The sequence below is a fragment of the Enterobacter sp. UNJFSC 003 genome (assembly GCF_036903355.1).
Lineage (GTDB): Bacteria > Pseudomonadota > Gammaproteobacteria > Enterobacterales > Enterobacteriaceae > Enterobacter.
Map to the genome: position 1 here is coordinate 49,436 of NZ_JBAKHK010000010.1, position 25,472 is coordinate 74,907.

28 protein-coding genes are annotated in these 25,472 nt (G+C 56.2%); 13 read left to right on the plus strand and 15 right to left on the minus strand.

What is annotated here, in order from left to right; translation table 11 throughout:
* The first annotated feature begins 3 nt into the window (after positions 1-3).
* From ispD to rpoS, 7 genes are all read left to right on the plus strand, one after another.
* Positions 4-714 (plus strand): 2-C-methyl-D-erythritol 4-phosphate cytidylyltransferase, encoded by a 711-nt coding sequence (ispD, locus tag V5P19_RS18695; protein ID WP_334406297.1) that lies wholly within the window; start codon positions 4-6, stop codon positions 712-714.
* The gene (ispF, locus tag V5P19_RS18700; protein ID WP_334406299.1) at positions 714-1,193 is read left to right on the plus strand and encodes a 2-C-methyl-D-erythritol 2,4-cyclodiphosphate synthase; all 480 of its coding nucleotides are present in this window, start codon (positions 714-716) and stop codon (positions 1,191-1,193) included. Before ispD ends, ispF begins: the two co-directional genes overlap by 1 nt.
* Entirely contained in the window at positions 1,190-2,239 is a 1,050-nt protein-coding gene (gene truD, locus V5P19_RS18705; protein ID WP_334406301.1) for a tRNA pseudouridine(13) synthase TruD, read from the plus strand. Before ispF ends, truD begins: the two co-directional genes overlap by 4 nt.
* Complete coding sequence (surE, locus tag V5P19_RS18710) at positions 2,220-2,981, plus strand: 5'/3'-nucleotidase SurE (protein ID WP_334406303.1); 762 nt, start codon at positions 2,220-2,222, stop codon at positions 2,979-2,981. The genes truD and surE overlap by 20 nt, the downstream gene beginning before the upstream one ends.
* On the plus strand, positions 2,975-3,601 hold the full coding sequence (locus tag V5P19_RS18715) for a protein-L-isoaspartate(D-aspartate) O-methyltransferase (RefSeq protein WP_334406305.1): 627 nt from the start codon (positions 2,975-2,977) through the stop codon (positions 3,599-3,601). Before surE ends, V5P19_RS18715 begins: the two co-directional genes overlap by 7 nt.
* 116 nt (positions 3,602-3,717) lie before the next feature.
* Positions 3,718-4,842, plus strand: coding sequence for a murein hydrolase activator NlpD (gene nlpD / locus V5P19_RS18720; RefSeq protein ID WP_334406307.1), 1,125 nt, complete (start codon positions 3,718-3,720; stop codon positions 4,840-4,842).
* 59 nt (positions 4,843-4,901) lie between these two features.
* Positions 4,902-5,894, plus strand: coding sequence for an RNA polymerase sigma factor RpoS (gene rpoS, locus V5P19_RS18725; RefSeq protein ID WP_013098493.1), 993 nt, complete (start codon positions 4,902-4,904; stop codon positions 5,892-5,894).
* Positions 5,895-5,946: 52 nt separating this feature from the next.
* Here the strand turns inward: rpoS and V5P19_RS18730 are convergent, their stop codons facing one another.
* Positions 5,947-6,324, minus strand: coding sequence for a DUF4440 domain-containing protein (locus V5P19_RS18730; protein WP_334406309.1), 378 nt, complete (start codon positions 6,322-6,324; stop codon positions 5,947-5,949).
* On the minus strand, positions 6,321-7,529 hold the full coding sequence (locus V5P19_RS18735; protein WP_334406311.1) for an MFS transporter: 1,209 nt from the start codon (positions 7,527-7,529) through the stop codon (positions 6,321-6,323). Before V5P19_RS18735 ends, V5P19_RS18730 begins: the two co-directional genes overlap by 4 nt.
* Positions 7,530-7,636: 107 nt before the next feature.
* On the opposite strand from V5P19_RS18735, the gene V5P19_RS18740 reads away from it, so the two are divergent.
* A complete protein-coding gene (locus V5P19_RS18740; protein WP_334406313.1) occupies positions 7,637-8,524 on the plus strand; it encodes a LysR family transcriptional regulator in 888 nt (295 codons plus the stop codon).
* On the opposite strand, the gene V5P19_RS18745 is transcribed toward V5P19_RS18740, so the two are convergent.
* Positions 8,521-8,928 (minus strand): MarR family transcriptional regulator, encoded by a 408-nt coding sequence (locus V5P19_RS18745; protein ID WP_334406315.1) that lies wholly within the window; start codon positions 8,926-8,928, stop codon positions 8,521-8,523. The genes V5P19_RS18740 and V5P19_RS18745 overlap by 4 nt on opposite strands.
* 172 nt (positions 8,929-9,100) lie before the next feature.
* Here V5P19_RS18745 and V5P19_RS18750 point away from each other — a divergent pair, with 172 nt between their 5' ends.
* Genes V5P19_RS18750 through V5P19_RS18760 form a run of 3 tightly spaced genes read left to right on the plus strand, consistent with a single transcriptional unit; the run spans position 9,101 to position 11,352 of the window.
* Positions 9,101-9,703, plus strand: coding sequence for a non-oxidative hydroxyarylic acid decarboxylases subunit B (locus tag V5P19_RS18750; RefSeq protein ID WP_334406317.1), 603 nt, complete (start codon positions 9,101-9,103; stop codon positions 9,701-9,703).
* Positions 9,693-11,120: a non-oxidative hydroxyarylic acid decarboxylases subunit C gene (locus tag V5P19_RS18755; RefSeq protein ID WP_334406319.1), complete on the plus strand. Its 1,428-nt coding sequence runs from the start codon at positions 9,693-9,695 to the stop codon at positions 11,118-11,120. Before V5P19_RS18750 ends, V5P19_RS18755 begins: the two co-directional genes overlap by 11 nt.
* 10 nt (positions 11,121-11,130) lie before the next feature.
* Complete coding sequence (locus tag V5P19_RS18760) at positions 11,131-11,352, plus strand: non-oxidative hydroxyarylic acid decarboxylases subunit D (RefSeq protein WP_237423609.1); 222 nt, start codon at positions 11,131-11,133, stop codon at positions 11,350-11,352.
* Positions 11,353-11,430: 78 nt separating this feature from the next.
* Here V5P19_RS18760 and mutS read toward each other — a convergent pair whose 3' ends face one another.
* Both mutS and V5P19_RS18770 read right to left on the minus strand, forming a co-directional pair.
* Complete coding sequence (gene mutS / locus V5P19_RS18765) at positions 11,431-13,992, minus strand: DNA mismatch repair protein MutS (protein WP_334406326.1); 2,562 nt, start codon at positions 13,990-13,992, stop codon at positions 11,431-11,433.
* A 113-nt stretch (positions 13,993-14,105) separates the two neighbouring features.
* Positions 14,106-14,336 carry a SymE family type I addiction module toxin gene (locus tag V5P19_RS18770; RefSeq protein ID WP_334406328.1) on the minus strand — a complete coding sequence of 77 codons (231 nt, stop codon included), beginning with the start codon at positions 14,334-14,336 and terminating at the stop codon, positions 14,106-14,108.
* Positions 14,337-14,511: 175 nt separating this feature from the next.
* Here V5P19_RS18770 and V5P19_RS18775 point away from each other — a divergent pair, with 175 nt between their 5' ends.
* Complete coding sequence (locus tag V5P19_RS18775) at positions 14,512-14,856, plus strand: nitrous oxide-stimulated promoter family protein (protein WP_334406330.1); 345 nt, start codon at positions 14,512-14,514, stop codon at positions 14,854-14,856.
* Positions 14,857-14,860: 4 nt separating this feature from the next.
* Here the strand turns inward: V5P19_RS18775 and V5P19_RS18780 are convergent, their stop codons facing one another.
* The 10 genes from V5P19_RS18780 to hypA all read right to left on the minus strand — a co-directional run bounded on the left by V5P19_RS18780 (position 14,861) and on the right by hypA (position 24,792).
* The gene (locus V5P19_RS18780; protein ID WP_334406420.1) at positions 14,861-16,081 is read right to left on the minus strand and encodes an MFS transporter; all 1,221 of its coding nucleotides are present in this window, start codon (positions 16,079-16,081) and stop codon (positions 14,861-14,863) included.
* 15 nt (positions 16,082-16,096) lie between these two features.
* Entirely contained in the window at positions 16,097-16,858 is a 762-nt protein-coding gene (locus tag V5P19_RS18785; RefSeq protein WP_334406333.1) for an ABC transporter ATP-binding protein, read from the minus strand.
* Entirely contained in the window at positions 16,858-17,895 is a 1,038-nt protein-coding gene (locus V5P19_RS18790) for an iron chelate uptake ABC transporter family permease subunit (RefSeq protein ID WP_334406336.1), read from the minus strand. Before V5P19_RS18790 ends, V5P19_RS18785 begins: the two co-directional genes overlap by 1 nt.
* Positions 17,895-18,893, minus strand: coding sequence for an ABC transporter substrate-binding protein (locus V5P19_RS18795; RefSeq protein WP_334406338.1), 999 nt, complete (start codon positions 18,891-18,893; stop codon positions 17,895-17,897). Before V5P19_RS18795 ends, V5P19_RS18790 begins: the two co-directional genes overlap by 1 nt.
* A gap of 153 nt (positions 18,894-19,046) precedes the next feature.
* Positions 19,047-21,119, minus strand: a complete 2,073-nt coding sequence (flhA, locus tag V5P19_RS18800) for a formate hydrogenlyase transcriptional activator FlhA (RefSeq protein ID WP_334406422.1) — start codon at positions 21,117-21,119, stop codon at positions 19,047-19,049.
* A gap of 60 nt (positions 21,120-21,179) precedes the next feature.
* A complete protein-coding gene (hypE, locus tag V5P19_RS18805) occupies positions 21,180-22,190 on the minus strand; it encodes a hydrogenase expression/formation protein HypE (RefSeq protein WP_334406339.1) in 1,011 nt (336 codons plus the stop codon).
* Positions 22,187-23,308: a hydrogenase formation protein HypD gene (gene hypD, locus V5P19_RS18810; protein ID WP_334406424.1), complete on the minus strand. Its 1,122-nt coding sequence runs from the start codon at positions 23,306-23,308 to the stop codon at positions 22,187-22,189. The genes hypE and hypD overlap by 4 nt, the downstream gene beginning before the upstream one ends.
* A 3-nt stretch (positions 23,309-23,311) precedes the next feature.
* Positions 23,312-23,584, minus strand: coding sequence for a HypC/HybG/HupF family hydrogenase formation chaperone (locus V5P19_RS18815; RefSeq protein WP_334406342.1), 273 nt, complete (start codon positions 23,582-23,584; stop codon positions 23,312-23,314).
* Positions 23,575-24,438 carry a hydrogenase nickel incorporation protein HypB gene (gene hypB / locus V5P19_RS18820; protein ID WP_334406343.1) on the minus strand — a complete coding sequence of 288 codons (864 nt, stop codon included), beginning with the start codon at positions 24,436-24,438 and terminating at the stop codon, positions 23,575-23,577. The genes V5P19_RS18815 and hypB overlap by 10 nt, the downstream gene beginning before the upstream one ends.
* A 3-nt stretch (positions 24,439-24,441) precedes the next feature.
* Entirely contained in the window at positions 24,442-24,792 is a 351-nt protein-coding gene (gene hypA, locus V5P19_RS18825; RefSeq protein WP_334406345.1) for a hydrogenase maturation nickel metallochaperone HypA, read from the minus strand.
* A gap of 210 nt (positions 24,793-25,002) precedes the next feature.
* Between hypA and hycA the strand changes: the two genes are divergently transcribed.
* Positions 25,003-25,467: a formate hydrogenlyase regulator HycA gene (gene hycA / locus V5P19_RS18830; protein WP_334406347.1), complete on the plus strand. Its 465-nt coding sequence runs from the start codon at positions 25,003-25,005 to the stop codon at positions 25,465-25,467.
* The last annotated feature ends 5 nt before the right edge of the window (positions 25,468-25,472 follow it).

Genomic DNA, 25,472 nt, shown 5'->3' on the forward strand with positions numbered 1-25,472 from the left:
GACATGGCAGTAACTTTTTCGGACGTATGCGCCGTGGTGCCGGCCGCGGGTTTTGGCCGGCGCATGCAGACAGAATGTCCCAAGCAGTACCTCTCGATTGGCGATAAAACGATCCTCGAACACTCCGTGGCGGCGCTGCTGGCGCACCCAAGGGTGACGCACGTCGTGATCGCCATTAGCCCGGGCGATGCGCGTTTTGCGCAACTGCCATTGGCAAATCACCCCCAGATTACCGTCGTTGTTGGCGGCGCTGAACGCGCCGATTCCGTGCTGGCAGGCATTAACGCCGCTCAAAACGCGCAGTGGGTGCTGGTGCATGACGCCGCGCGCCCGTGTCTTCATCAGGATGATCTTGCTCGCCTGTTGGCGCTGAGTGAAACCAGTAAAGTAGGTGGCATTCTGGCCGCCCCAGTGCGTGACACCATGAAGCGCGCCGAACCGGGTAAACAGGCGATTGCTCACACCGTTGAGCGCGTCGATTTATGGCACGCGCTGACCCCTCAATTTTTCCCCCGCGAACTCCTCCACGACTGCCTGACGCGTGCGCTCAAAGAAGGGGCGACCATCACGGACGAAGCCTCGGCGCTGGAGTATTGCGGTTTTCATCCTGAGCTTATTGAAGGGCGCGCTGATAATATCAAGGTGACGCGTCCGGAGGATTTACAGCTTGCGGAATTCTATCTTACCCGTTCGACCCATCAGGAGAAGGCATAATGCGAATTGGACACGGTTTTGATGTACACGCCTTTGGCGGAGAAGGCCCAATTATCATTGGCGGCGTACGCATTCCTTATGAAAAAGGGCTGTTGGCGCATTCTGATGGTGACGTGGCGCTGCACGCATTAACCGATGCGCTGCTGGGGGCCGCTGCGCTGGGCGATATCGGCAAATTATTCCCGGACACCGATCCGGCGTTTAAAGGTGCAGACAGCCGCGAGCTGCTGCGTGAAGCCTGGCGTCGTATTCAGGCCAAAGGCTATGCCCTTGGTAATGTCGATGTGACGATCATCGCGCAGGCACCCAAGATGCTGCCGCATATCCCGCAGATGCGCGTGTTCATTGCTGAAGATCTCGGTTGCCATATGGACGACGTCAACGTGAAAGCCACGACCACCGAAAAGCTTGGCTTTACGGGGCGGGGGGAAGGCATTGCCTGCGAAGCCGTGGCGCTGCTGCTGAAGGCGGCGAAATGACGGACTTCGAAAACCTGACCTGGCTGCACGGTCAACCTCAGGGACAAGGCCTGCTGAAAGGCAGCCCGGAAGACTTCGTCGTGGTCGAAGATTTAGGGTTTGAGCCGGACGGTGAAGGCGAGCATATTCTTATCCGTATTCTGAAAAACGGGTGCAACACTCGGTTTGTGGCGGAAGCGCTGGCAAAATTCCTGAAAATACACGCCCGTGAAGTGAGCTTCGCCGGGCAGAAGGATAAGCATGCCGTCACCGAGCAGTGGATTTGCGCGCGCGTGCCGGGCAATGCGATGCCCGATTTAAGCAAATTTGAGCTTGAAGGCTGTAAAGTGCTTGAGTACGCCCGCCACAAGCGCAAATTGCGTCTGGGCGCGTTAAAAGGTAACCGCTTTACGCTGGTGCTGCGCGACGTCACAAACCGCGATGACGTTGAAAAACGGTTGAATGCCATTAATGAGCAGGGCGTACCGAACTACTTTGGCGCGCAGCGCTTTGGTATCGGCGGCAGCAACCTGCAGGGCGCACTGCGCTGGGCACAAAGCGATGCCCCGGTTCGCGACAGGAATAAACGCAGTTTTTGGTTGTCTGCGGCCCGCAGCGCGTTGTTTAATCAGATTGTGAGCGAGCGACTGAAAAAAACGGACGCGAATCAAGTTGTTGTCGGCGATGCGCTACAATTAGCGGGACGCGGGAGCTGGTTTGTGGCAACGGCCGAAGAAATGGCCGATGTTCAGACGCGCGTGGACGCGAAAGCGCTGTTGATTACCGCAGCCTTGCCCGGTACGGGCGACTGGGGAACGCAGGGCGATGCGCTGGCGGCTGAACAGGCCGCCGTCGCCGATGCACAAGAATTACAATCATTGCTGGTGCGGGAAAAAGTCGAAGCGGCACGCCGTGCGATGCTGCTCTATCCGCAGCAGTTAAGCTGGAACTGGTGGGATGACGTGACCGTCGAGTTACGCTTCTGGCTGCCGGCAGGTAGCTTTGCCACCAGTGTTGTCAGGGAACTTATCAACACGTCGGGTGATTATGCGAATATTGCTGAGTAACGATGACGGGATCCATGCGCCAGGCATTCAGACCCTGGCGAAACACCTTCGCGAATTTGCGGATGTGCAGGTCGTGGCTCCCGATCGTAACCGCAGTGGAGCGTCTAACTCATTGACGCTGGAGTCGTCGCTTCGCACCTTCACCTATGAAAATGGTGATATTGCTGTACAGATGGGCACGCCGACCGACTGCGTGTTCTTGGGCGTGAATGCACTGATGCGTCCGCGCCCGGATATTGTCGTGTCGGGGATCAATGCCGGGCCGAATCTCGGCGATGACGTGATCTACTCCGGTACCGTGGCGGCGGCGATGGAAGGGCGCCATCTCGGATTCCCGGCGCTGGCGGTATCACTTAACGGCCACACCCATTATGACACGGCGGCGGCGGTAACCTGCTCGCTCCTTCGTGCGCTGGGTCGCGAGCCGCTGCGCACCGGACGCATTCTTAACATCAACGTCCCGGATCTGCCGCTGGACGAAATCAAAGGGATCCGCGTGACGCGCTGCGGCAGCCGTCATCCGGCTGACCAGGTCATTCCGCAGCAGGATCCGCGTGGCAACACGCTCTACTGGATTGGTCCTCCCGGCGAAAAATGCGATGCAGGGCCAGACACGGATTTTGCCGCCGTGGATGACGGCTACGTTTCCGTTACGCCGTTGCACGTAGATTTAACCGCTTATAGCGCGCATGATGTGGTGTCTGGCTGGCTGGATCGTGTCGGGGTGAGCACGCAATGGTAAGCAAACGTGTACAAGCTCTTCTGGAACAACTCCGCGCGCAAGGGATCGTTGACGAGCGCGTGCTGGAAGCGCTTGCCCAGGTTCCCCGTGAAAAGTTTGTCGACGAGGCGTTTGAACACAAAGCGTGGGAAAACGTCGCTTTGCCAATCGGGCAAGGCCAGACGATTTCACAGCCTTACATGGTGGCACGCATGACGGAATTACTGGAACTTACGCCAGAATCCCGCGTGCTGGAGATTGGTACCGGATCGGGTTACCAAACCGCAATTCTGGCGCATTTGGTTCACCATGTTTGCTCCGTCGAGCGAATCAAAGGTTTACAGTGGCAGGCGCGTCGTCGCCTGAAACAACTTGATTTACATAATGTTTCGACACGTCACGGCGATGGATGGCAGGGTTGGCAGGCTCGCGCCCCGTTTGATGCCATTATCGTCACGGCTGCACCGCTTGAGATCCCGGTTGCACTCTTATCGCAGCTGGATGAAGGCGGCATTCTCGTTTTGCCCGTGGGTGATGAGCATCAGCTGTTGAAGCGTGTTCGTCGGCGTGGCGGCGAGTTTATTATCGATACCGTAGAAGCCGTGCGCTTTGTGCCTCTTGTTAAGGGGGAACTTGCCTGAGACTCGGATTTATCCAGGGTTATTAAGGCAAATTCAGCGTATGGTGTGGCGCGAAAGGTTCGTGCCTTCACGGTTATTTTTAAGTCACTGGTAGTTAACACATTCCTGGGGGATAAATGAGCGCGGGAAGCCCAAAATTCACCATCAGCCGTGTTGCGGCATTATCACTGGTTTCGCTCTGGCTGGCAGGCTGTACAAGTTCTAATAACGCACCTGCCCCTGTCAGTTCCGTTGGCGGGAACAGTGGCTCGGGTAACACGTCCAGCGGAATGTTGATCACCCCTCCGCCAAAAATGGGCACGACTGCGACGCAGCAATCTCCGCAGATTCAGCCTGTTCAGCAGCCTGTTATACAGCCAACACAGATTCAGCCAGTCGAACAGCCTGTTCAGACGGAAAATGGCCGCATAATCTATAACCGCAAGTATGGGAACATTCCGAAAGGTAGCTATACCGGCGGTAGCACCTATACCGTGAAGCGTGGCGATACGCTGTTCTACATTGCGTGGATCACCGGGAACGATTTCCGTGACCTGGCGCAGCGAAATAACGTCCAGGCCCCGTACGGTCTGGAAGTCGGCCAAACGCTCCAGGTCGGTAACGCCACGGGCACGCCGCTGACGCCTGGCAACACCGTTTCTGCCGCGGATGTGACCGCGCAAAATAACAGCGTTAAGCCTGCACAAAAATCCAGCACGGTGGTTGCTTCGCAACCTGTAATTACGTATTCTGAGGATTCAGGTGATCAGAGTGCTAACAAAATGTTGCCGAATAATAAAGGTACTGCGACTACGGTCACAGCACCGGTTACGGCACCTGTGGTTAGCTCTATCGAACCGACTGCCAGCAGTACATCAACCAGTTCGCCTATCTCTGCATGGCGCTGGCCAACTGACGGTAAGGTTATCGAAAACTTCTCTTCTACCGAAGGTGGAAACAAAGGGATCGATATCGCAGGAAGTAAGGGACAGGCTATCATCGCGACCGCAGATGGACGCGTTGTGTATGCCGGTAACGCTCTGCGCGGTTACGGTAATCTTATTATCATAAAACATAACGATGATTACCTGAGTGCCTACGCCCATAACGATACGATGCTGGTCCGGGAACAACAAGAAGTTAAGGCGGGGCAAAAAATAGCTACTATGGGTAGCACCGGCACCAGTTCTACACGCTTGCATTTTGAAATTCGTTACAAGGGGAAATCCGTAAACCCGCTGCAGTATTTGCCGCAGCGATAATTTGACGGGGCATGCCAGCCGGGGTGTCTCGTTCAGGGATCACGGGTAGGAGCCACCTTATGAGTCAGAATACGCTGAAAGTTCATGATTTAAATGAAGATGCGGAATTTGATGAGAACGGAGCAGAGGCTTTTGACGAAAAAGCCTTAGTAGAAGAGGAACCCAGTGATAACGATTTGGCTGAAGAAGAGCTGTTATCGCAGGGCGCCACACAGCGTGTACTGGACGCGACTCAGCTTTACCTTGGGGAGATTGGTTACTCCCCACTGTTAACGGCCGAAGAAGAAGTCTATTTCGCACGTCGTGCTTTGCGTGGTGATGTTGCCTCGCGCCGTCGCATGATTGAAAGTAATTTGCGACTGGTCGTGAAAATTGCTCGCCGTTACGGCAATCGTGGTCTGGCTTTGCTGGATCTGATTGAAGAGGGCAATTTAGGTCTCATCCGCGCAGTTGAGAAGTTTGACCCGGAACGTGGTTTCCGCTTCTCAACCTACGCGACCTGGTGGATTCGTCAGACCATCGAACGGGCAATTATGAACCAAACCCGTACGATTCGCCTGCCGATTCACATCGTCAAAGAGTTGAACGTCTATCTGCGTACCGCACGCGAGTTGTCCCATAAACTGGACCACGAGCCAAGCGCCGAAGAGATTGCCGAGCAACTTGATAAACCCGTTGATGACGTAAGCCGTATGCTGCGTCTCAACGAGCGCATTACCTCGGTTGACACCCCACTGGGTGGCGACTCCGAAAAAGCGCTGCTGGACATCCTGGCCGATGAAAAAGACAACGGTCCGGAAGACACCACGCAGGACGATGACATGAAGCAGAGCATCGTCAAATGGCTGTTCGAACTGAACGCCAAACAGCGTGAAGTGCTGGCGCGTCGTTTTGGTTTACTGGGGTATGAAGCTGCGACACTGGAAGACGTCGGCCGTGAAATTGGCCTGACCCGTGAACGTGTTCGTCAGATTCAGGTTGAAGGTCTGCGTCGCCTGCGTGAAATCCTGCAGGGGCAAGGGCTGAATATCGAAGCGCTGTTCCGCGAATAAGCACCCTTTCGTCAAAAAAGGCTCGTCGTCAGACGAGCCTTTTTCTTTTCTGCTACGGCTGCGCCGTTTCGTGCAGCAGACGCCACGTTATCGTCTCACCTTCCTGATTGAGCACCGCCGTTGACCAGCGTACATTGACGGGCAGTTCGGGGCGGGTTTGCGTCTCCCGATAATGCAGCACTGCACCGGTGTCCCATGTTTGCAGGGTTGTTAGTTCATCAATCACAATTTTCAGTCCTGGACGGCTACCGCGTTGGCTGTCCAGAAAACGGCCCAGCGCCGCGTGGTCAACGTGCGCCCCACTCGGCGGGATCATCATAAAGTCTGACTGAAAACGGGCGAGTAGGGCAGCAACTTCACCTTTGCCCTCTCCCAGCCAGTTTTCGAGCGCAACATGAACATCAATAATCTCTGTTTCGTACGGGGTCATGATTTCTCCGGTTGAAGTTGTGTCAGTATTTTCTGGTTATTAAGACGTGTGGCAAAGATAAGCGGCAATGCTGTAATACACGCCGCAATAATAAACGTTCCGTGCCATGCGGCGAGCGGCGCCAGACGGTGTTGTAACGTGCTCAGAATTTGCGCCAGCAGGAAGGCACCCATAAAAAAACTCAGCTGACGATTAAGATTCCACAACGTGCTGGCATCCGGCATATCGTCGTGCGTGATGGTCAAAAATGCACTGCTTTGCGCCGCGCTGCTGCATAAGCTACCGCCAGCCCCCATGAAAACAAAGGCTGCGATCGGTAATAGGTTATTGACCTGAGGGCTAACATACATAAGAAGCAGTATGCCTGCGGACTGCAAAAGGCATCCAGTCATAATCAGCGGGCGTGGGCCAAACCGATTAAAGAAACGCCCTGTCGCCGAGATTGCCGCGAATGAGGCCAGAGACCAGGGAAGCATCAGCAGGCCCGTCGCGGCGGGTGTCATCTTCGCCACGCTCTGGAGATAGAACATGCCGATCACGTTCACGCCGATAAAAATACCGGGTACACATAAATAGACCAGCATCGAAAATTGCAGCATCGGTTTCCCCAGCAAGGGCAGATGAAGCACACGTATCGCTGCTGCCTGGGGCTTTTCATGAGTCAGCCACCGCCACGCCAGCACCATGGTGATAACCGCGACGGGGAGGGTGGCAAAAAATATCCATCGCCAGCCTAGGGCCTGGACAAGTAAGCCACCCAATGCCGGCGAGCACGCCGGTGCCAGTAACGCAACCAGCATGACCGCCGAGGAAAGCCGTGCGCGTTCCTGCGGTTTAAACAGCTGCCACGTCAGCGCTTGTCCTACTGGAATCAGTAGCCCACCCCCGAATCCTTGCAGTATCCGCCAGACGATCAGGCTTTCCAGCGTCGTAGAAAACCCTGCGGCAAGCGAGGCCGTGCTAAACAGAAAAAGAGAAAGGAGAATGACGCGTTTTGGCCCAATAAGCCGCGATACCATGGCGCTGAAGGGAATAATAAGGGTTAGCCCAGCAATGTAGCCGTTACTGACCCATGCCAACGATGTGGGGCTGGCGTTAAACGCCCTTGCCATAGAGGGGAAGGCGACGCTGGCAATAAACATATTGATGAGATCGAGAAAAAAGCCTAACAGATAGACGACGGCAACTTTGTTGCGGTACTTCATGGTTAATCCTCCGGTGAGGGGAGGATCCTATCGGGCCGACGGGTTCGGATAAACGTGGTAAATTGCGATATACTGTCAAAATATTTTTGACAGTAATGAGGCTCACAATGCTCAATTTACAACGCACGGCGATGTTTGTCGCCGTGGCGGAAACCGGGGGATTCACCGCAGCAGCAGATGCGATGGGATTAACCAAAGCGGTTGTGAGCGTGAATATTCGCCAGCTTGAAAATGAATTAGGCGTTACGCTGCTGCTGCGCTCGACGCGTCGTCTGACGTTAACCGAAGCAGGATCGCTCTTTTATCATCGAAGCGTAGCCCTTTTAAAGGATGCAGAGCGTTTGCAGGATGAGGTACGTGCAAATCATGCCGGGCTGACGGGGGAGTTACGGATCACCAGCACGCCTGAATACGGGGCGCAGGTCGTGGTCCCTTTGTTGGCCGAGTTTAGCCAACGCCATTCCGACCTGCGCGTACGTCACGCATCCTCTTCACTGCACGCCGATCTTATTTCTGAGCGTTTCGATGTGGCCATTCGGCTCGGCACGCTTGCTGATTCGCGCTATCACGCCGCGTTAATTTCACAGTTTACGATCGTACCTGTCGCCGCACCCGGCTGGCTTGCTAACCATCCGATAGATTCCCTGGCTGCACTGGGAAAAGCCGACTGGATCATTCACGAACGAGTCCTTTCCCCCCTGTACTGGAAGGTGAGCGATCCCAGTGGCGGACACGTCACGCTGGAGATAAAGAAAGCGCCGCGTTTATTTGCAGACAGCGCGCAGGCGCTGATGTCCTTTGCGGTGGCGGGGTGCGGCGTGGCACTTTTGCCGGAGTGGCTGGCGCAAAATGCGCTGAATACGGGAACGTTGGTTGAGGTGTTGCCGGGTTATTCTTTTGCACAGCAGGGTATCTATGCCGTCTATCCTGATTCCCAGCATATGCCGGCCAAAGTGCGCACGTTTATCGATTTTATGCGCGCCCGGATAAACTAGTTGTGCATCATTTTCTTAATCAGCGCCGAGAATTGTTGCTGTTCTTCCTGGCTAAGCTGGCCCAGAAAGCGTTCATCTACATCATTTCCAACGGGTTTACAGCGGGCAAGCAGGGCTTCCCCTTCCGGGGTTAAAAAAACAAAACGTCGGCGCTTGTCGGCAGGATCGTGCTCACGTTTTACCAGCCCGCGCGCCTCCATACGGCTCAGCATTTCCGCCAGCGTTGCTTTGGTACTCACCGCCACTTCGGTTAAGGCTACTTGCTCTATACCTGGATGTTCGGCTATTGAACGCATTACCGCGTACTGTGGCTTGGTCACTTCCGGCAGGGCATGTTGCCATTGGGCAGTATGCTGCTGAAAAAGCTGACGTAACAGGTGGAACGCCTCTTGTCTAAGTTCCATGAATACTCCGACGATAAAAATCTCCCTCTATGATAGCCGCTATTGCCCTGAAGTTTAACGCCGCAATTTTTAGCATTTAGTGTGATCGTATGCGAACGATCTTGTCAGGAAAATGAACCTGGAGTAGTTTATTTAATATGTTCGTATGCGAACGAATTAATTGAGGTGCTGAATGAGATTGATTGTTGGGATGACCGGGGCAACGGGTGCTCCACTGGGCGTGGCGTTGCTGCAGGCACTGCGTGAAATGCCGGAGGTCGAAACCCATCTGGTGATGTCGAAATGGGCGAAAACCACGATTGAGCTGGAAACCCCCTATACCGCCCGGGACGTTGCCGCGCTGGCTGATATCGTTCACAGCCCCGCAGACCAGGCCGCTACTATCTCATCCGGTTCGTTTCGTACCGACGGCATGATCGTCATTCCGTGCAGCATGAAAACGCTGGCGGGTATCCGTTCTGGCTATGCCGAAGGGCTGGTGGGCCGCGCGGCAGACGTCGTACTGAAAGAGGGCCGCAAGCTGGTCCTGGTGCCACGCGAAACGCCGCTTAGCACCATTCATCTTGAGAATATGCTCGCACTTTCTCGCATGGGCGTGGCGATGGTGCCGCCCATGCCTGCGTATTACAACCACCCGCAAACCGCCGATGATATCACCCAGCATATTGTGACCCGCGTGCTAGACCAGTTTGGTCTTGAGCATAAAAAGGCGCGTCGCTGGAACGGTTTGCAGGAGGCGAAACACGTTTCACAGGAGAATAAAGATGGCATTTGATGATTTGAGAAGCTTCCTGCAGGCGCTTGATGAACAAGGGCAACTGCTGAAAATAGAGGAAGAGGTGAATGCAGAACCGGATCTGGCCGCGGCGGCCAACGCAACCGGACGCATCGGCGACGGGGCTCCCGCCGTCTGGTTCGACAATATCCGCGGCTTCACCGACGCGCGTGTCGTGATGAATACAATTGGTTCCTGGCAGAATCACGCTATTTCGATGGGATTGCCTGCCAATACGCCGGTAAAAAAACAGATCGACGAATACATTCGCCGCTGGGATAAATTTCCCGTCGCACCTGAGCGTCGCGCCAACCCTGCCTGGTCGCAGAATACGGTAGACGGTGAAGACATCAACCTGTTCGATATCCTGCCGCTGTTCCGCCTGAATGACGGAGACGGGGGCTTCTATCTCGACAAGGCGTGCGTTGTCTCGCGCGATCCGCTGGACCCGGATAACTTTGGTAAACAGAACGTCGGTATCTACCGTATGGAAGTGAAGGGCAAGCGCAAGCTCGGCCTGCAGCCTGTACCCATGCATGATATCGCCCTGCATCTGCATAAAGCGGAAGAGCGCGGAGAAGATCTGCCAATTGCGATTACGCTCGGCAACGATCCGATCATCACGCTTATGGGGGCCACGCCGCTGAAATATGACCAGTCCGAATATGAGATGGCCGGTGCGCTCCGGGAAAGTCCGTACCCGATTGCCACTGCACCGCTCACCGGTTTCGATGTGCCGTGGGGTTCTGAAGTGATCCTGGAAGGGGTAATCGAAGGCCGCAAACGTGAGATAGAAGGACCGTTTGGCGAGTTTACCGGCCATTACTCTGGCGGGCGCAACATGACGGTCGTGCGTATCGATAAAGTTTCGTACCGCACTAAGCCTATTTTTGAATCGCTTTATCTTGGCATGCCCTGGACAGAGATTGATTACCTGATGGGCCCTGCGACCTGTGTGCCGCTCTATCAGCAGCTAAAAGCAGAATTCCCGGAAGTGCAGGCGGTGAACGCTATGTACACCCACGGTCTGCTGGCCATTATCTCCACCAAAAAACGTTATGGCGGTTTTGCCCGTGCCGTGGGATTGCGAGCCATGACGACCCCGCACGGTCTGGGCTACGTGAAAATGGTGATTATGGTGGATGAAGACGTCGATCCGTTCAACCTGCCGCAGGTGATGTGGGCGCTCTCATCGAAGGTCAACCCGGCGGGCGATCTGGTGCAGCTGCCGAATATGTCCGTGCTTGAACTCGATCCAGGTTCCAGCCCGGCAGGTATCACCGACAAGCTGATTATTGATGCTACGACGCCTGTTGCACCGGATAACCGCGGCCACTACAGCCAGCCGGTACAGGATCTCCCAGAAACCAAAGCCTGGGCAGAAAAACTGACCGCGATGCTGGCTGCACGTCATTAAGGAGGAAATTATGATCTGTCCACGTTGTGCCGATGAGCATATCGAAGTGATGGCAACGTCACCGGTAAAAGGGGTCTGGACTGTCCATCAGTGCCAGCACTGTCTGTATACCTGGCGCGACACTGAGCCGCTGCGCCGTACCAGCCGCGAGCACTATCCGGAAGCGTTCCGCATGACGCAGAAGGATATTGACGAGGCGCCGCAGGTGCCGACCATTCCGCCGTTGTTATAGGCAAAACGGCAACACAGGTTGCCGCTTCTGGGTTTTTTTGCCCTCTCCTTGTGGGAGAGGGCATCAGATCACAGAGAATTACACCAGACTCTTCAACCGATAAACCCACTCCAGCGCCTGGCGCGGCGTGAGTGAATCCGGGTCAAGATTTTCAAGGGCTTCCAGAGCGGGGGATGTCTCTTCCGCAGGAGCCAGCAGCGACATCTGCGTACCATCAATCTGCGTGGCCGCCGCATTCGGCGACAGGCTCTCCAGTTCGCGCAGTTTCTGACGCGCGCGCTTGATCACCTCTTTTGGCACGCCTGCCAGCGCCGCAACGGCCAGCCCATAGCTTTTGCTCGCCGCGCCATCCTGAACCGTGTGCATAAAAGCGATGGTATCGCCGTGCTCCAGCGCATCGAGATGCACGTTTGCTACACCTTCCATTTTTTCTGGCAGCTGAGTCAGTTCGAAATAGTGGGTTGCGAACAGCGTCATCGCCTTAATTTTATTCGCCAGACTTTCAGCACAGGCCCATGCCAGCGACAAGCCGTCATAGGTTGAGGTGCCGCGCCCGACTTCGTCCATCAGCACCAGGCTATATTCCGTCGCGTTGTGCAAAATATTGGCAGTTTCGGTCATCTCTACCATGAAGGTTGAACGTCCACTTGCCAGATCGTCCGCCGCCCCCACGCGGGTGAAGATACGGTCGATGGGGCCAATCTCGACTTTTTGCGCAGGAACGTAGCTCCCGATGTACGCGAGCAGGGCAATTAGCGCGGTCTGGCGCATATAGGTACTTTTACCGCCCATGTTCGGGCCGGTAATGATCAGCATTCTTCTCTGCGGTGACAGGCTCAGCGGGTTGGCGATGAACGGCTCGTTGAGCACCTGCTCCACCACCGGATGGCGGCCTTCGGTAATACGAATGCCGGGTTTGTCGGTAAAGGTCGGGCAGGTATAGTTCAGCGTTTCAGCACGTTCTGCCAGGTTTACCAGAACATCCAGCTCAGCCAGCGCGCCGGCGCTTAACTGCAGGTCTCCAAGGTGCGGCATCAGTATGTCGAACAGCTCTTCATACAGCTGTTTTTCCAGCGCCAGGGCTTTCCCTTTCGAGGTGAGAACTTTGTCCTCATACTCTTTCAGTTCAGGAATAATGTAGCGTTCGGCGTTTTTCAACGTCTGGCGACGTACGTAGTGAATCGGCGCCATGTGGCTCTGTCCGCGGCTGATCTGAATGTAGTAACCGTGAACCGCGTTATAGCCTACTTTCAGCGTATCCAGCCCCAGACGCTCGCGCTCACGGATTTCCAGCTTGTCGAGGTAGTCCGTTGCGCCGTCCGCCAGCGCACGCCATTCGTCCAGCTCATCGTTGTAGCCGGGGGCAATTACGCCGCCGTCACGCACCAGAACCGGAGGCGCATCGATGATTGCGCGCTCGAGCAGCTCACGAAGCTCGCTAAACTCGCCCATTGTTTCACGGAGTTTTTGCACCGGGGCGCTGTCAACATCAGCAAGCTGAGCGCGAAGCTCGGGTAACTGCTGGAAAGCATGGCGCATACGCGCAAGATCGCGTGGGCGTGCCGTGCGCAGCGCCAGGCGAGCAAGAATGCGTTCCAGGTCACCCACCTGACGCAGAACAGGCTGCAGTTCGGTATAGCGATCCTGCAATGCCGCTATAGTCTGCTGGCGGCTGACAAGCGTATTCGTATCGCGAACAGGCATATGCAGCCAGCGTTTGAGCATGCGGCTGCCCATCGGCGTAACCGTGCTGTCGAGGACTGAGGCAAGGGTATTTTCCACGCCACCCGCCAGGTTTTGGGTGATCTCAAGGTTACGCCGCGTAGCTGCATCCATGATGATGCTATCCTGCTGACGCTCCATCGTGATGGAGCGGATATGCGGCAGGGCCGTGCGTTGAGTATCTTTGACATACTGCAGCAGACAGCCTGCGGCACACAGCCCACGCGGGGCGTTCTCCACGCCAAATCCAATCAGATCGCGGGTGCCAAATTGAAGATTCAGCTGCTGGCGTGCAGTATCAATTTCGAATTCCCAGAGCGGGCGACGGCGCAGGCCACGGCGGCCTTCGATAAGCGCCGTTTCAGCGAAGTCTTCTGCGTAAAGCAATTCAGCCGGGTTTGTGCGCTGCAGTTCTGCAGCCATGGTTTCGCGGTCAGCCGGTTCACTCAGGCGAAAACGACCGGAGCTGATATCCAGCGTCGCGTAGCCAAATCCTTTGCCATCCTGCCACAATGCGGCCAGCAGGTTATCCTGGCGCTCCTGCAGCAGGGCTTCGTCGCTGATGGTGCCCGGCGTGACGATGCGCACGACCTTACGTTCCACCGGCCCTTTAGAGGTGGCGGGATCGCCAATCTGCTCGCAGATGGCAACAGACTCCCCCTGATTCACCAGTTTTGCCAGGTAGTTTTCTACCGCATGATGCGGGATGCCCGCCATGGGAATCGGTTCGCCAGCCGATGCACCACGTTTAGTCAGAGAGATGTCGAGCAGTTGCGACGCACGCTTAGCATCGTCATAAAAGAGCTCGTAAAAATCACCCATACGGTAAAACAGTAAGATCTCCGGATGCTGTGCTTTCAGCTTCAGGTACTGCTGCATCATCGGCGTATGCGCGTCGAAATTGTCGATTGTGCTCATGGAGTTATGATATCCATTTCTTTGATAATATGACGTTTTGAGCGGCTCTGTGGCCGTAAGTTCCTTCTATTGTCGCATGAAAAAAAGGTGCGGCGCAGTAAAATGTCACGACTTTACGAGACGCCTTCCGTCATTAATTCGATAACGATTTTTCCCTGCTCGACGCCCACACGAACCTGAGAATGCGTAGTAAACCCGGCTTGTCCAAGCCAGTCACCTTTCAGGCTAAGGGCGGGATGTACGCTGTAACGCTTAGGTATTTTGGTTTTACGGTCTTCATGGCGTTTTCTAAAATAGCCCACCGTCAAGTGACGATAGGGTTTGGCGATCGACGTTTCTTGCATACGGCCTCCTGGAAATTTAGACAATCGATGGTTCTAATGCCTGTATAAAATACCAGTAAAAATCAGCGGGCGTCGGCTAAATACTGGAAGATGTCTTCAGAAAACAGAATGCAACGACTGAAATTCGATATTCGAAGGAGTATCATAAATGCACGTTATTAGTGGGTGAGCGAGCATGTCCGGTAAACGTATTTCCCGAGAAAAAGAGACGATCGCAAAAATGATCGCGCTGTATGAAAAGCAGTGTCCGCAGGCCTTAAAGGCACAGGGACATTATCAGGCGCTTAATGCTTACGCCGACAAGCGGCTGGATAAGTGTGTCTTTGGGGAGGAAAAACCGGCCTGCAAACAGTGTCCGGTGCACTGCTATCAGCCGGCCAGGCGTGAAGAGATGAAGCAGGTGATGCGCTGGGCAGGGCCGCGGATGTTATGGCGCCACCCAATCCTAACGCTTCGTCATCTGCTTGACGATCGCCGTCCGGTACCTGAATTGCCGGAAAAATGTCGTCCGAAAAAGTAGCCGCTCAACGCCTGAGCGGTTGACAAATGACGCTCAGCGCAACCGCACTGCATAACGGGAAAACGGCCAGCAGTAGCCAGGGATAAATTGCCTGCGTTGAAGGTACAAGCGCGCGATCCAGCAGACTGCCGAACGCTAAATTGCCTGCCAGCACCGCGATCCCTCCGGCCGTGGCGAGTGCGCCATAATGCGCGCCAAGCGTCGACTCCTCGGCAAAATGCGGGATGAGATCTTTCGCCGACGGCACCAGCAGCATTTGCCCCAACGTTAAAAGCGTCACAAGACACACCGAAGGCATTAACCGCAGCCAGCCTTGCGGAGGTGGCGTTGATGCGAACATCGCCACGCTCGCAAACGCGGCGGAGAGCAGCAAAAAACCCACCGGTAAGATGTTAACCGCGCCCACGCGGCGGGCAAAACGCGCAAGCGGCAGCTGAAGGGTAATGATAAGCACGGAGGCCAGCATAAAAAGCGGGCCGAGATCGCTCTCTTTACCCCCCGAACGCTGGATTTCCACCGGCAGTGCCAGATAGAGCTGGTTATAGCTCAGAAGCCACGAGCTGTAGGCAATAATAAAAGCGACAAAGCGCGGCTGGCGAAAGGTGGTCCACCAGGGCAGGATTTTGAGCGAGCGTTTACTGTGGCGTGCTGCCGGAAGGCAAAAGAACAGTACAACCAACGCGACGATAAACACGCCAGCACCTGCCAGCGCCACCTGACGAAAGCCAAGCCCCGTCAGCAGCGCTCCCGCTACGGGACCCAGCACCGCGCCGAGCTCGCCGCAAACGGCGAAGAGCGCAAACCACTCCGCGCGGCTGCGCTTTCCGCTGGCTTCGCTTTGGGTGCCCGCTTTTGCCAGCAGCGCTTCGATAGACGGCGAGAACAGCGCCCCGCCAATTCCCGTCAGGCACGCGCCCAGAATGATGGGCCACAGCGATTGCCCGAAAGCCAGCAGCAGATATCCCGCAACGCGCACAACGCAGCCGCTAAGAATGACCCTCTTCGCGCCAAACCTGTCTGACAGCGCACCGCCGACGATAAACATTCCCTGCTGCGAAAAGGTGCGCAGCCCCAGCACCAGGCCGATAAGCCCGCCGGATAGCAGCATATCGTCGCGCAGAAATATCGCCAGGAAGGGAACAACGGCATAGAAGCCAATATTAAAAACAAACTGGCTGCCCAGTAAAACGGGCGGCCACAGCGTTACAACAGGGCGTAGCGCCATCACCTTTACGCGCCTCTAAACAATAAAATGAATATGTTTTTTGCCATGATAACGGGAGATCTCGATTTTGGTCTTCACCCGGAAGACGTCCCAGAGAAGCTCCTCGGTTAAAATGTCCTGCGGCGTTCCCGTGGCGACAATTTTCCCTTTCTGCATCACAATCAGTGAATCACAGAACATTGACGCATGGTTGAGATCGTGGATGGCCACGATGCTGGTCACCGGGAGCTCGCTGATCAGGTGCATCAACTGCATCTGGTGGTGAATGTCCAGGTGGTTTGTCGGTTCATCCAGCAGGATTTCCGTTGGCGTTTGCGCCAGTGCGCGAGCGATATGGACTCGCTGACGCTCACCGCCGGATAAACTCAGCCAGCCTTGCTCACGCTTTTCCAGCATGTCCACTCTTTGCAGCGCGGCGGTAACGGTCTCGTCATCATGCGAGCTCCAGTTGGAAAACGGAGAGTGGTGTGGAATTCGCCCGAGCTTGACCACATCGCGAACGCGCATATTGGCGTCGGTCATGCCGTGCTGTTCAACGAACGCCACCCGCCGGGCAAGCTGCTTTTTGGCAATGCGAGAAATGTCTTCCCCGTCCAGCGTCACGCTTCCGGCATTCGGACGACGCAGGCCCGCGAGAATGCGTAGAAGCGAGGATTTACCGCAGCCGTTAGGGCCAAGCAGCCCTACCGTTTCGCTGCGAGAAACTGTTAGCGATACGTCATTGACGATGACTTTTTTGCCTACCTTCCAGGTAATATTTTCAGCGCTGATACTCATCACTTATTCCTTGAGCGGTAGATAATCACGGCAAAGAAAGGCACGCCAACCAGCGCGGTCACCACGCCGACGGGCAGGCTTTGCGGGGCGATCAGCAGGCGTGATGCGATATCCGCCAGCACCATCAGGATCGCGCCTGCCAGCGCGCTGGCAATCAGCAACGTCCGATGCAGAGGGCCAAAGAAGAAGCGCATGACGTGCGGTACCACCAGTCCCACAAAGCCGATGGAGCCCGCCATACTGACAATGGTCGCCGTAATCAGTGCGGTAGTGATAAACAACGCAAGGCGTACCCGGGGCACGGAAATGCCCAGCGACGCGGCGGCATCATCGCCAAACGTAAAGGCATCCAGCGCCCGGGAATAATATAAGCACACGGCAAGTCCAGCCAGCACGACCACCAGCACAAGCTGGAACTCAGGCCACCGCACGCCGCTAAAGCTGCCCAATAGCCAGAACATCACGTCACGCGCCTGCTGCGCGCTGGCAGAGGTGCTGATGGTGTAGGCCGTAATGGCGTTAAACAGTTGCGAGGCGGCGACACCCGCCAGAATGGTACGTTCATTGCCGCCACGCGCGCCGTTAGTCAGCAAGGCGACAAAGGCAAAGGCAGTAAATGCCCCGGCAAACGCCCCGGCAGACAGCGATACCGCGCCGGTGCCGATGCCCAGGACGACGACGGAAACGGCCCCCGTTGATGCCCCCGCAGAGACGCCCAGCACGTAGGGTTCTGCCAGCGCGTTTTTCAACAGGCTTTGCAATACGGCACCGCAAATTGCCAGCCCGGCTCCGCAGCATGCTGCGACGAGCGCGCGGCTCAGGCGGAAGTCCCAAATCACGCTTTCGTAGATACGGTTAAGCGGTACCTCGGTGAGCCCCATTTTATTACTGATGGCGTAAAAGACGGTTTGCAGCGGGATCGACAGCTCGCCCACGCTGACGCCAAGGGCAATCACCAGAAATAGCAACACGATGGCGAGCAAAGACGAGGTGGTCAGGAGCAGGCCCTGCCGGGCCTGAAGAACAACTGCCGTCATCAGTTCAGCCCCAGTTTTCTGAGCTGTTCGCCGACCTGTTCAGCGCCGTAAAGGGTGCGAATTGTCGGGTTCATCGCCTGACCATCCATCACCACAATGTGGCCTTTTTTCACCGCGTCCAGCTGGCTGACCGCCGGATCGCGCTTCAGGAATTTGATTTTTTCTTCTGCGTTATCCAGCGCCCAGCGGTTACGATCCAGGCTCGAAACCACAATCACATCCGGGTTAGCGGCAATGATGCTTTCCCAGCCGACGGTCGGCCATTCGGTTTCGGAGGTAATGGCGTTATGGCCGCCAAGCACGCTGGCGATAAATCCAGAGGCGCTATTTTTACCGCCAACGTACGCATCAGCAGAAGGGGATGCGCTGGAGAACCAGAAGACGAAGGAGAGGTCTTTTTTGTTTTTACCGAACGTCTGGCGCAGGTCAGCCTCACGTTTTTTGAAATCGGCGATAACGGCCTGGCCGCGTGCTTCTACGTTGAAGATTTTGGCGAAATCTTCAATTTCTTTATACAGATACGTCATATCCCACAGTTTCTGACGGCTGCCGTACATGTCGCCTGCGGCTTTTTTGGTGGCGCACATTCCCGGCGATAAATAGCTGTTTACCCCGACCGTCGCCAGGTCTTCGCGCTTCGCGACCTTACTTTCAGGCCCCAGCAGCAGGGGAAGCTGGGCAGGAACAAAATCAGGGTTCTGCGAAAGGATAGACTCAAGGGTCGGGATTTCTACCGTCAGCGTTTTGATTTTTGCATTTTGTTCAGCCAGCTGCGGCAGGACCTTGGTCGGCCAGAATGCGCTGGCCTTTACGTTATCTTCCAGGCCCAGCAGGAGCAAAATTTCGACGGTGTTCTGACCAAGGGCCACTACGCGTTCCGGCGCTTTGGTAAATGTCTCTTCATAACCGCAGTTCTCAATGGTCAGAGGATATGTGGTTGCCAGAGCAGAACTGACCGACGTAATCGCCAGGCTCAACGCGCAGATGACCTTTTTCATTAAACGCTACCCTTTATTAATTGTATTTTTGATGCAAATGAAACTCATTATTAAGGCGGAATTTTATACAGAGGAAAATATATTGTGTCAATGAGGGACAATTTCGCAGCGTGACAAAGGGCGGCGTCGGGAAGCGCCGCCCGGCAAGACAGATTACACCAGGCTTTCTTTATCAATCCCAAGCCGCTTCATGCGCGACAGCAGCGTGGTCCGTTTCAGCCCCAGGCGCTGCGCTGCACCTTTAGGCCCGGCGACCACGCCGTTAGTTTCTTTAAGCACCCGCATAATGAGCTGATACTCGTCCTCCCCATCCTGCGCCACTTCTGCCGCCGCCATTGATACCTCAGGCAGAGAGACTTCCGGCAGCGACAACTGCAGCACGCTGCCGCGCGTCAACAGCACCGCACGCTCAATCACGTTTTCCAGCTCGCGCACGTTGCCCGGCCACTCCATGGAAGAGAGCGTGCGTAATGTCTCAGCGGGGATACTGTCGATGTTTCGCCCCATCCGGCGCGCAATTTTGGCGGTAAACGCTTTTACCAGCAGGGGGATATCTTCAGGGCGCTCGCGCAGCGGCGGCAGACAGATCGGGAACACGTTCAGGCGGTAATAGAGATCGCTACGAAATTCGCGGTCGGCGACCATTTTTTTCAGGTCGCGGTTGGTGGCGGCGATCAGCCGGACGTCGGTCTGGATCAATTTGTTGCTGCCGAGACGCTCAAACTCCTGCTCCTGTAGCACACGCAGCAGTTTAGGCTGAAGCTCCAGCGGCATATCGCCCACTTCGTCAAGGAACAGCGAACTCTTATCCGCCAGCTCAAAGCGGCCAATACGCTGACTGCTTGCGCCGGTAAAGGCGCCGCGCTCGTGGCCGAAGAGATCGCTCTCAAGCAGGCCAGCGGGCATGGCGGCGCAGTTCATCTTCACCATGCGGCGGCTGTTGCGGTTGCTCAAATTGTGGATTGCTCGGGCAATGAGCTCTTTGCCGGTGCCGGTTTCACCCAAAATAAGCACCGTGCTGTCGCTTTGCGCTACCATCTCAACCTGCTTGAGCACGCTGTACATAGCGTCGCTGCGCCCGATGATTTCGCCAAACTCGCTATCCACGTTGTTAAGCTGTTCGGTGAGGGCCAGGTTTTCATCCACCAGCCGCTCTTTCAGGCGTTGGATCTCCTGGTAGGCCAGCGCGTTATCCAGCGCAATGGAGATGCGCTCGGCAATCTGGCGCAGCAGCTTCAGGTTGGCGGTCGTGAATACGCCCTCATCGCACTGCGCCAGCTTAAGCACGCCCAGCATGGTGTTGCCCGACATCAGCGGCAGCAGGCACAGCGTTTGAATTTTGTTGCCCCAGGTGTTGAACAACATTCGCTCGTACGGCGCCACCGGATCCTGCTCGTTAATATTGAGCAGCAGGATCTCTTTACTTTTAAACACCCGCTCGGAAAGGGTGCCCGCTTCGTCTACTTCGCTCTGCTCATGGGCCGGGTTAGCCTCGTCGAGATAATGCGTGGAGTAGATATTTAGCTTGCCCTTACGGTTCCCGCGCAGCGCAATGCTGATGGCATCGATTTTGAAATAGTGATGGATCTCTTTCGAGACTTCGCTGACCAGTTCGTCCATGTCGAGGCGCGAGAGCACGGCATTCGTGATGGCGACCAGAATGCGGAAGTTATCGCGCTCACGGCTCAGCAGGTCGTAATCAATATTATTGGTGACGCGGCTTTGGATCTGTTCCGCCACGACGCCCACAATCTGGGTAAAGGTGTGGAGACGTTCATATTCCGCCTCCGTCCAGGACCGATCCTGGGTGCGGATAAACTCGCAGCCGCCAAAAATATGACCTTCCGCCGCTAGCGGCAGCATGCAGTAATGGCCGAAGGGCTGATAGAGGTTGCTCTCTGCCAGCATCGGCCAGGCCTGGCAGAACTCATCAAAGCGACAGTGCAGCGCCTCCGGGCGAGAGAGAATACGGCGTACCGGACCATGCGCCAGACAGGTTTCATCTTCATACTCGAAGACTTTGCCGTTATCACGCGTTGAGTAATAGCTCGCCCGGTGGGTTCCGCTATGCCACAGCACAATCGCGGCGCTGTCCGCCAGCGCGGACTGCCTGACCAGCCGCGTCAGGGCATCGCTCAGCGAGCCGAGATCGGGCTGCTGTAAGAGGGTACGCGTGATGTCAAACAGACCCTGCTGTCCAAGATTGCTCATCGGTGTATACGGCATCATTGCTTTCCAGTAGAAACGGGCAAATAAAATTCAGTGCTGACCGCTTTTGTCGCGGTTCTAGCAAATACGGGGTAAGGGTTCGGCATGCGGCAGATCCAGCGTGCGTTTCACGCCGTAAAGCCCGGTGAGACGCACCCCTTTGCGCTCAACCACTTCACCGATAATGGCGGCCTCTTTCCCTAAGGGATGGGCGCGGAGCTGTTCCAGAACGGATTCGGCGGCCGCGCGTTCAACGCCGATCACCAGTTTGCCTTCGTTAGCAAAGTTTAGCGGATCGAGACCCAATAGCTCGCAAAGTCCGCGAACGGCGGGTTTGACCGGTAGACCGCGCTCGGTCAGTTCAATACCGTAGCCGCAGCGTGCCGCGAATTCATGCACGACGGCATTCACGCCGCCGCGGGTTGCATCGCGCAGGGCCTTGACGCCGGGCAGGGTGCGCAGCGTCTGGATTAGCGGCGTCAGGACAGCGCAGTCGCTGCACAGTTCTCCGTCCAGCCCCAGCCCTTCGCGCAGGTTCAGAATGGTCGCCCCGTGGCAGCCCAGCGTGCCGCTAACCAACAACACATCGCCTACCGCAAGCCGTTGAGCACCCCAGTGAATGTCGGCAGGGATAGCCCCCATTCCTGCGGTATTGATAAACAGTTTATCGGCTGCACCGCGCTGTACTACTTTGGTATCGCCGGTGACGATAGCAATACCCGCCTCGCGCGAGGTCAGGGCCATGCTGCTGACCACGGCGGCAAGCGTCTCCATCGGTAACCCCTCTTCCAGGATAAAGCCGCAGGAGAGATACCGGGGAATCGCGCCGCTGACGGCCACATCGTTTGCCGTACCGCAAACGGCCAGCTTGCCGATATCTCCGCCCGGGAAGAACAGCGGGTCAATGACATAGCTGTCGGTGGAAAAGGCCAGCCTGTCCCCTTGGGCAGTCAGCGTGGAGAGATCGATACGCGCCTGGTCCTCCTGCTCGGCCAGCCAGGGGTTGTTAAAGGCTTCCACAAACAGCTGAGTAATCAGCTGTTGCATCGCCTGTCCGCCGCTGCCGTGCGCCATGTCGACCCTGTTCATACTTCACTCTCCTGATTGCGATACTGATACCACGCGGCGCACGCTCCTTCAGAGGAGACCATCAGCGCGCCAAACGCCGTTTGCGGGTTACAGGTGTTGCCAAATAACGGGCAATGATGAGGTTTACATTTTCCGGTGAGCACGTCGCCGCAGCGGGCGCGGGGATCGTCACACACCTGCTGCGGCTGCGGGCGGAAATGCGTTTCGGCGTCGAATGAACGATAGTCTGGCGTGAGCCGCACGCCGGATTCGGCAATCAACCCCAGGCCGCGCCATTCGCTATCGCCCTCTACGCTAAACACGTCGGCGATAGCCTGCTGGGCATAAAGATTACCGATGTCTGGCACCACGCGGCGGTACTGATTTTCCACCGCGCTCAGGCCTGCTATTTTCTGCTCAACCAGCATGGTTACGCCTTGCAGTAGATCAAGAGGTTCGAAACCAGCCACCACTAAGGGCCGATGGTAGTCACTGGCGATAAACCCGTAGGCTTCGGTACCAATCACCATGCTGACGTGCCCCGGTGCCAGGAACGCGTCAATGCCGTTGTCCGGCTCGTCCAGCAGGCTGCGTAACGTTGGGATGAGCGTAATGTGTTGGCAGAAAAAGAAAAAGTTATCGATGTTGCGGGCTTTAGCCTGCTGTAGCGTGACGGCCGTGGCGGGCATGGTGGTTTCAAATCCCAGCCCGAAAAAGACGACCTTACGGGTAGGGTTGTCCGTCGCCAGCTTCAGGGCGTCCATCGGCGAGTAAAGGATCCGGACGTCCGCGCCGCGGGCTTTGGCCTGCAACAGCGAGCCCGTTTTCCCCAGCACGCGCATCGCATCGCCAAAGGTACAGAAAATGACGTCCGGGTGGCTGGCGATCTCGATACAGCTGTCGATGCGGCCCATCGGCAGAACGCAGACCGGGCAGCCGGGGCCATGGATAAACTCGATGTTACCCGGCAGCAGCTGGTCGAGGCCAAATTTGAAGATGGCGTGCGTATGCCCGCCGCACACTTCCATGATCCGCAGCGGTTTTTGCGCCGTGTAGTCCAGCAGCGTTGCCCGCGCTTTCAGACGATCGATAAGCTGCATCACCTGTTCAGGGGCACGATATTCATCGACGTAACGCATCATTTACCGCTCCTCGCCGTACAGCAGAGCGCCCACGTCAGGCTCCACGTCGAACATGTTTTGCAGGGCATCCAGCGTGTCGCGGGCTTCAGCTTCGTTAATCACGCTCATGGCAAAGCCCACGTGTACCAGCACCCACTGGCCCAGGCGCGAGGCACCGGCTTCATCCGTGCTGCCGACCAGCGTCAGGTCGACATCGCGCAGAATGCCGCAGACCTCCACTTTGGCCTGATTCCCGTCGATGGAATGAATTTGTGCGGGGACGCCTATGCACATCGTTCGCTCTCCAGCCAGCTCAACCAGCTTTCCATGCCGTCGCCGCGCGTGGCGGACACCTGCAGGATCGCAATCTCCGGGTTGACTTCGCGGGCGTAGGCCAGGCATTTGTCGACGTCGAAGTTTAGATACGGCAGCAGATCGACCTTATTGAGCAGCATCAGCGAGGCGGCGGCAAACATATGCGGATACTTCAGCGGCTTGTCTTCCCCTTCGGTCACCGAGAGCACGGCCACCTTATGCCGTTCACCGAGGTCAAAGCTGGCCGGGCAGACCAGGTTGCCCACGTTCTCAATAAACAGAATGCCGTTATCCGCCAGCGGCAGGCGCGGAGCGGCATCGGCAATCATCTGCGCATCCAGATGGCAGCCTTTGCCGGTATTCACCTGAATAGCCGGGGTGCCGGTTTCGCGGATCCGCGCCGCATCGTTCACCGTTTGCTGATCGCCTTCGATCACCGCACAGGAGACGCGGCCATTCAGACGTTTCAGCGTTTCCGTCAACAACGTGGTTTTGCCAGAGCCGGGGCTGGAAACCAAATTCAGCACCAGCTGTTTGCGGGTCGCAAAGCGTGCGCGGTTGCGGGCGGCAAGCCGATTATTTTTATCCAGCACGTTGATTTCGACCTCCAGCATCTGTCGCTGGCCGATCCCCGGCGCGTGTGCCCCCGCTGCGCCGTGGCCGTAATGCAGATCGCCTGCATCCGATCGCTGCGGCGCGAAGCTGACGCCGGTCAGCGCCGCTGCAGGGCGGGGCGCGGGTGAAAAGGGCGCGGAGCGAAACGCGGAGTGAGGACGGTGTTCATCTCCTTCTATATACAGGTTGCCTTCAGCGCAACCGCAGGTACTGCACATACTTTACTCCTTCTCGATTTCGAGGCGTTGGATCTGCATGCCGTCATCCGCCACGATGCGCACCCCGGCGCTCTGGCACTGCGGGCAGCGCTGAACCTTCGATGAAAGCAGGGTGACGTACGCCTGGCACTGTTCGCACCAGCACTCTGCCCGCTGCTCTTCAATATGAAGTTCACAGCCTTCCGCCAGCGTGCCGCGACACACCAGCTCAAAACAAAAGGTGAGGGCGCTGGTCTCGACGCAGGAAAATGCGCCGACCTTTAGCCAGACGCCGGTTACGCGTTTTGCATGGTTCTGCACTGCCTGCTGTTCGATGAGTTCCAAAGCCCGCTGGCAGAGGGTGATTTCGTGCATGACGTCTCCTCAATGAATTGCCCCTTCAATGCAATAACAATGCCAGCTTGATTTTTGTTAAGGCGTGACGATGTCAACGCTGTCGAAATGACACGTCGACACCCGCGTATTGACAGTGTACTTCACTATAAAAATCAATTAATTCAGCGTGTTAAAAATTGGCATGAAATCTGCTTAACAGCCGCTATCTCCATTAACCGGATACCTTTTATGACTATTTGGGAAATCAGCGAAAAAGCGGACTACATCGCGCAGCGTCATCAGCAGCTACAGGATCAGTGGCACCACTACTGCAACTCTCTGGTTCAGGGCATTACGTTGTCGAAAGCCCGTCTTCATCACGCCATGAGCTGTGCGGCGCAGGGGGATATGCGTTTCGTTCTCTTCGGCCACTTCACGATTTTCGTCACCCTGGCGGATACCTTCAACAGCCATACCATCGAGTATTACGTCGAGACAAAAGAAGGCGAAAAACAACGTATTGCGCAGGCGCAGCTGATGGCCGACGGCATGGTTGATGGGCACGTCAGCAACCGCGATCGCCAGCAGGTGCTGGAGCATTATCTGGAAAAAATTGCGCCTGTTTATAACGGTCTGTACGCCGCCGTTGAGCACGATCTGCCGGTGAACCTGAAACAGCTGTTGGACAGAAATGCGTCTGCAAACGTTGCCTGACAACC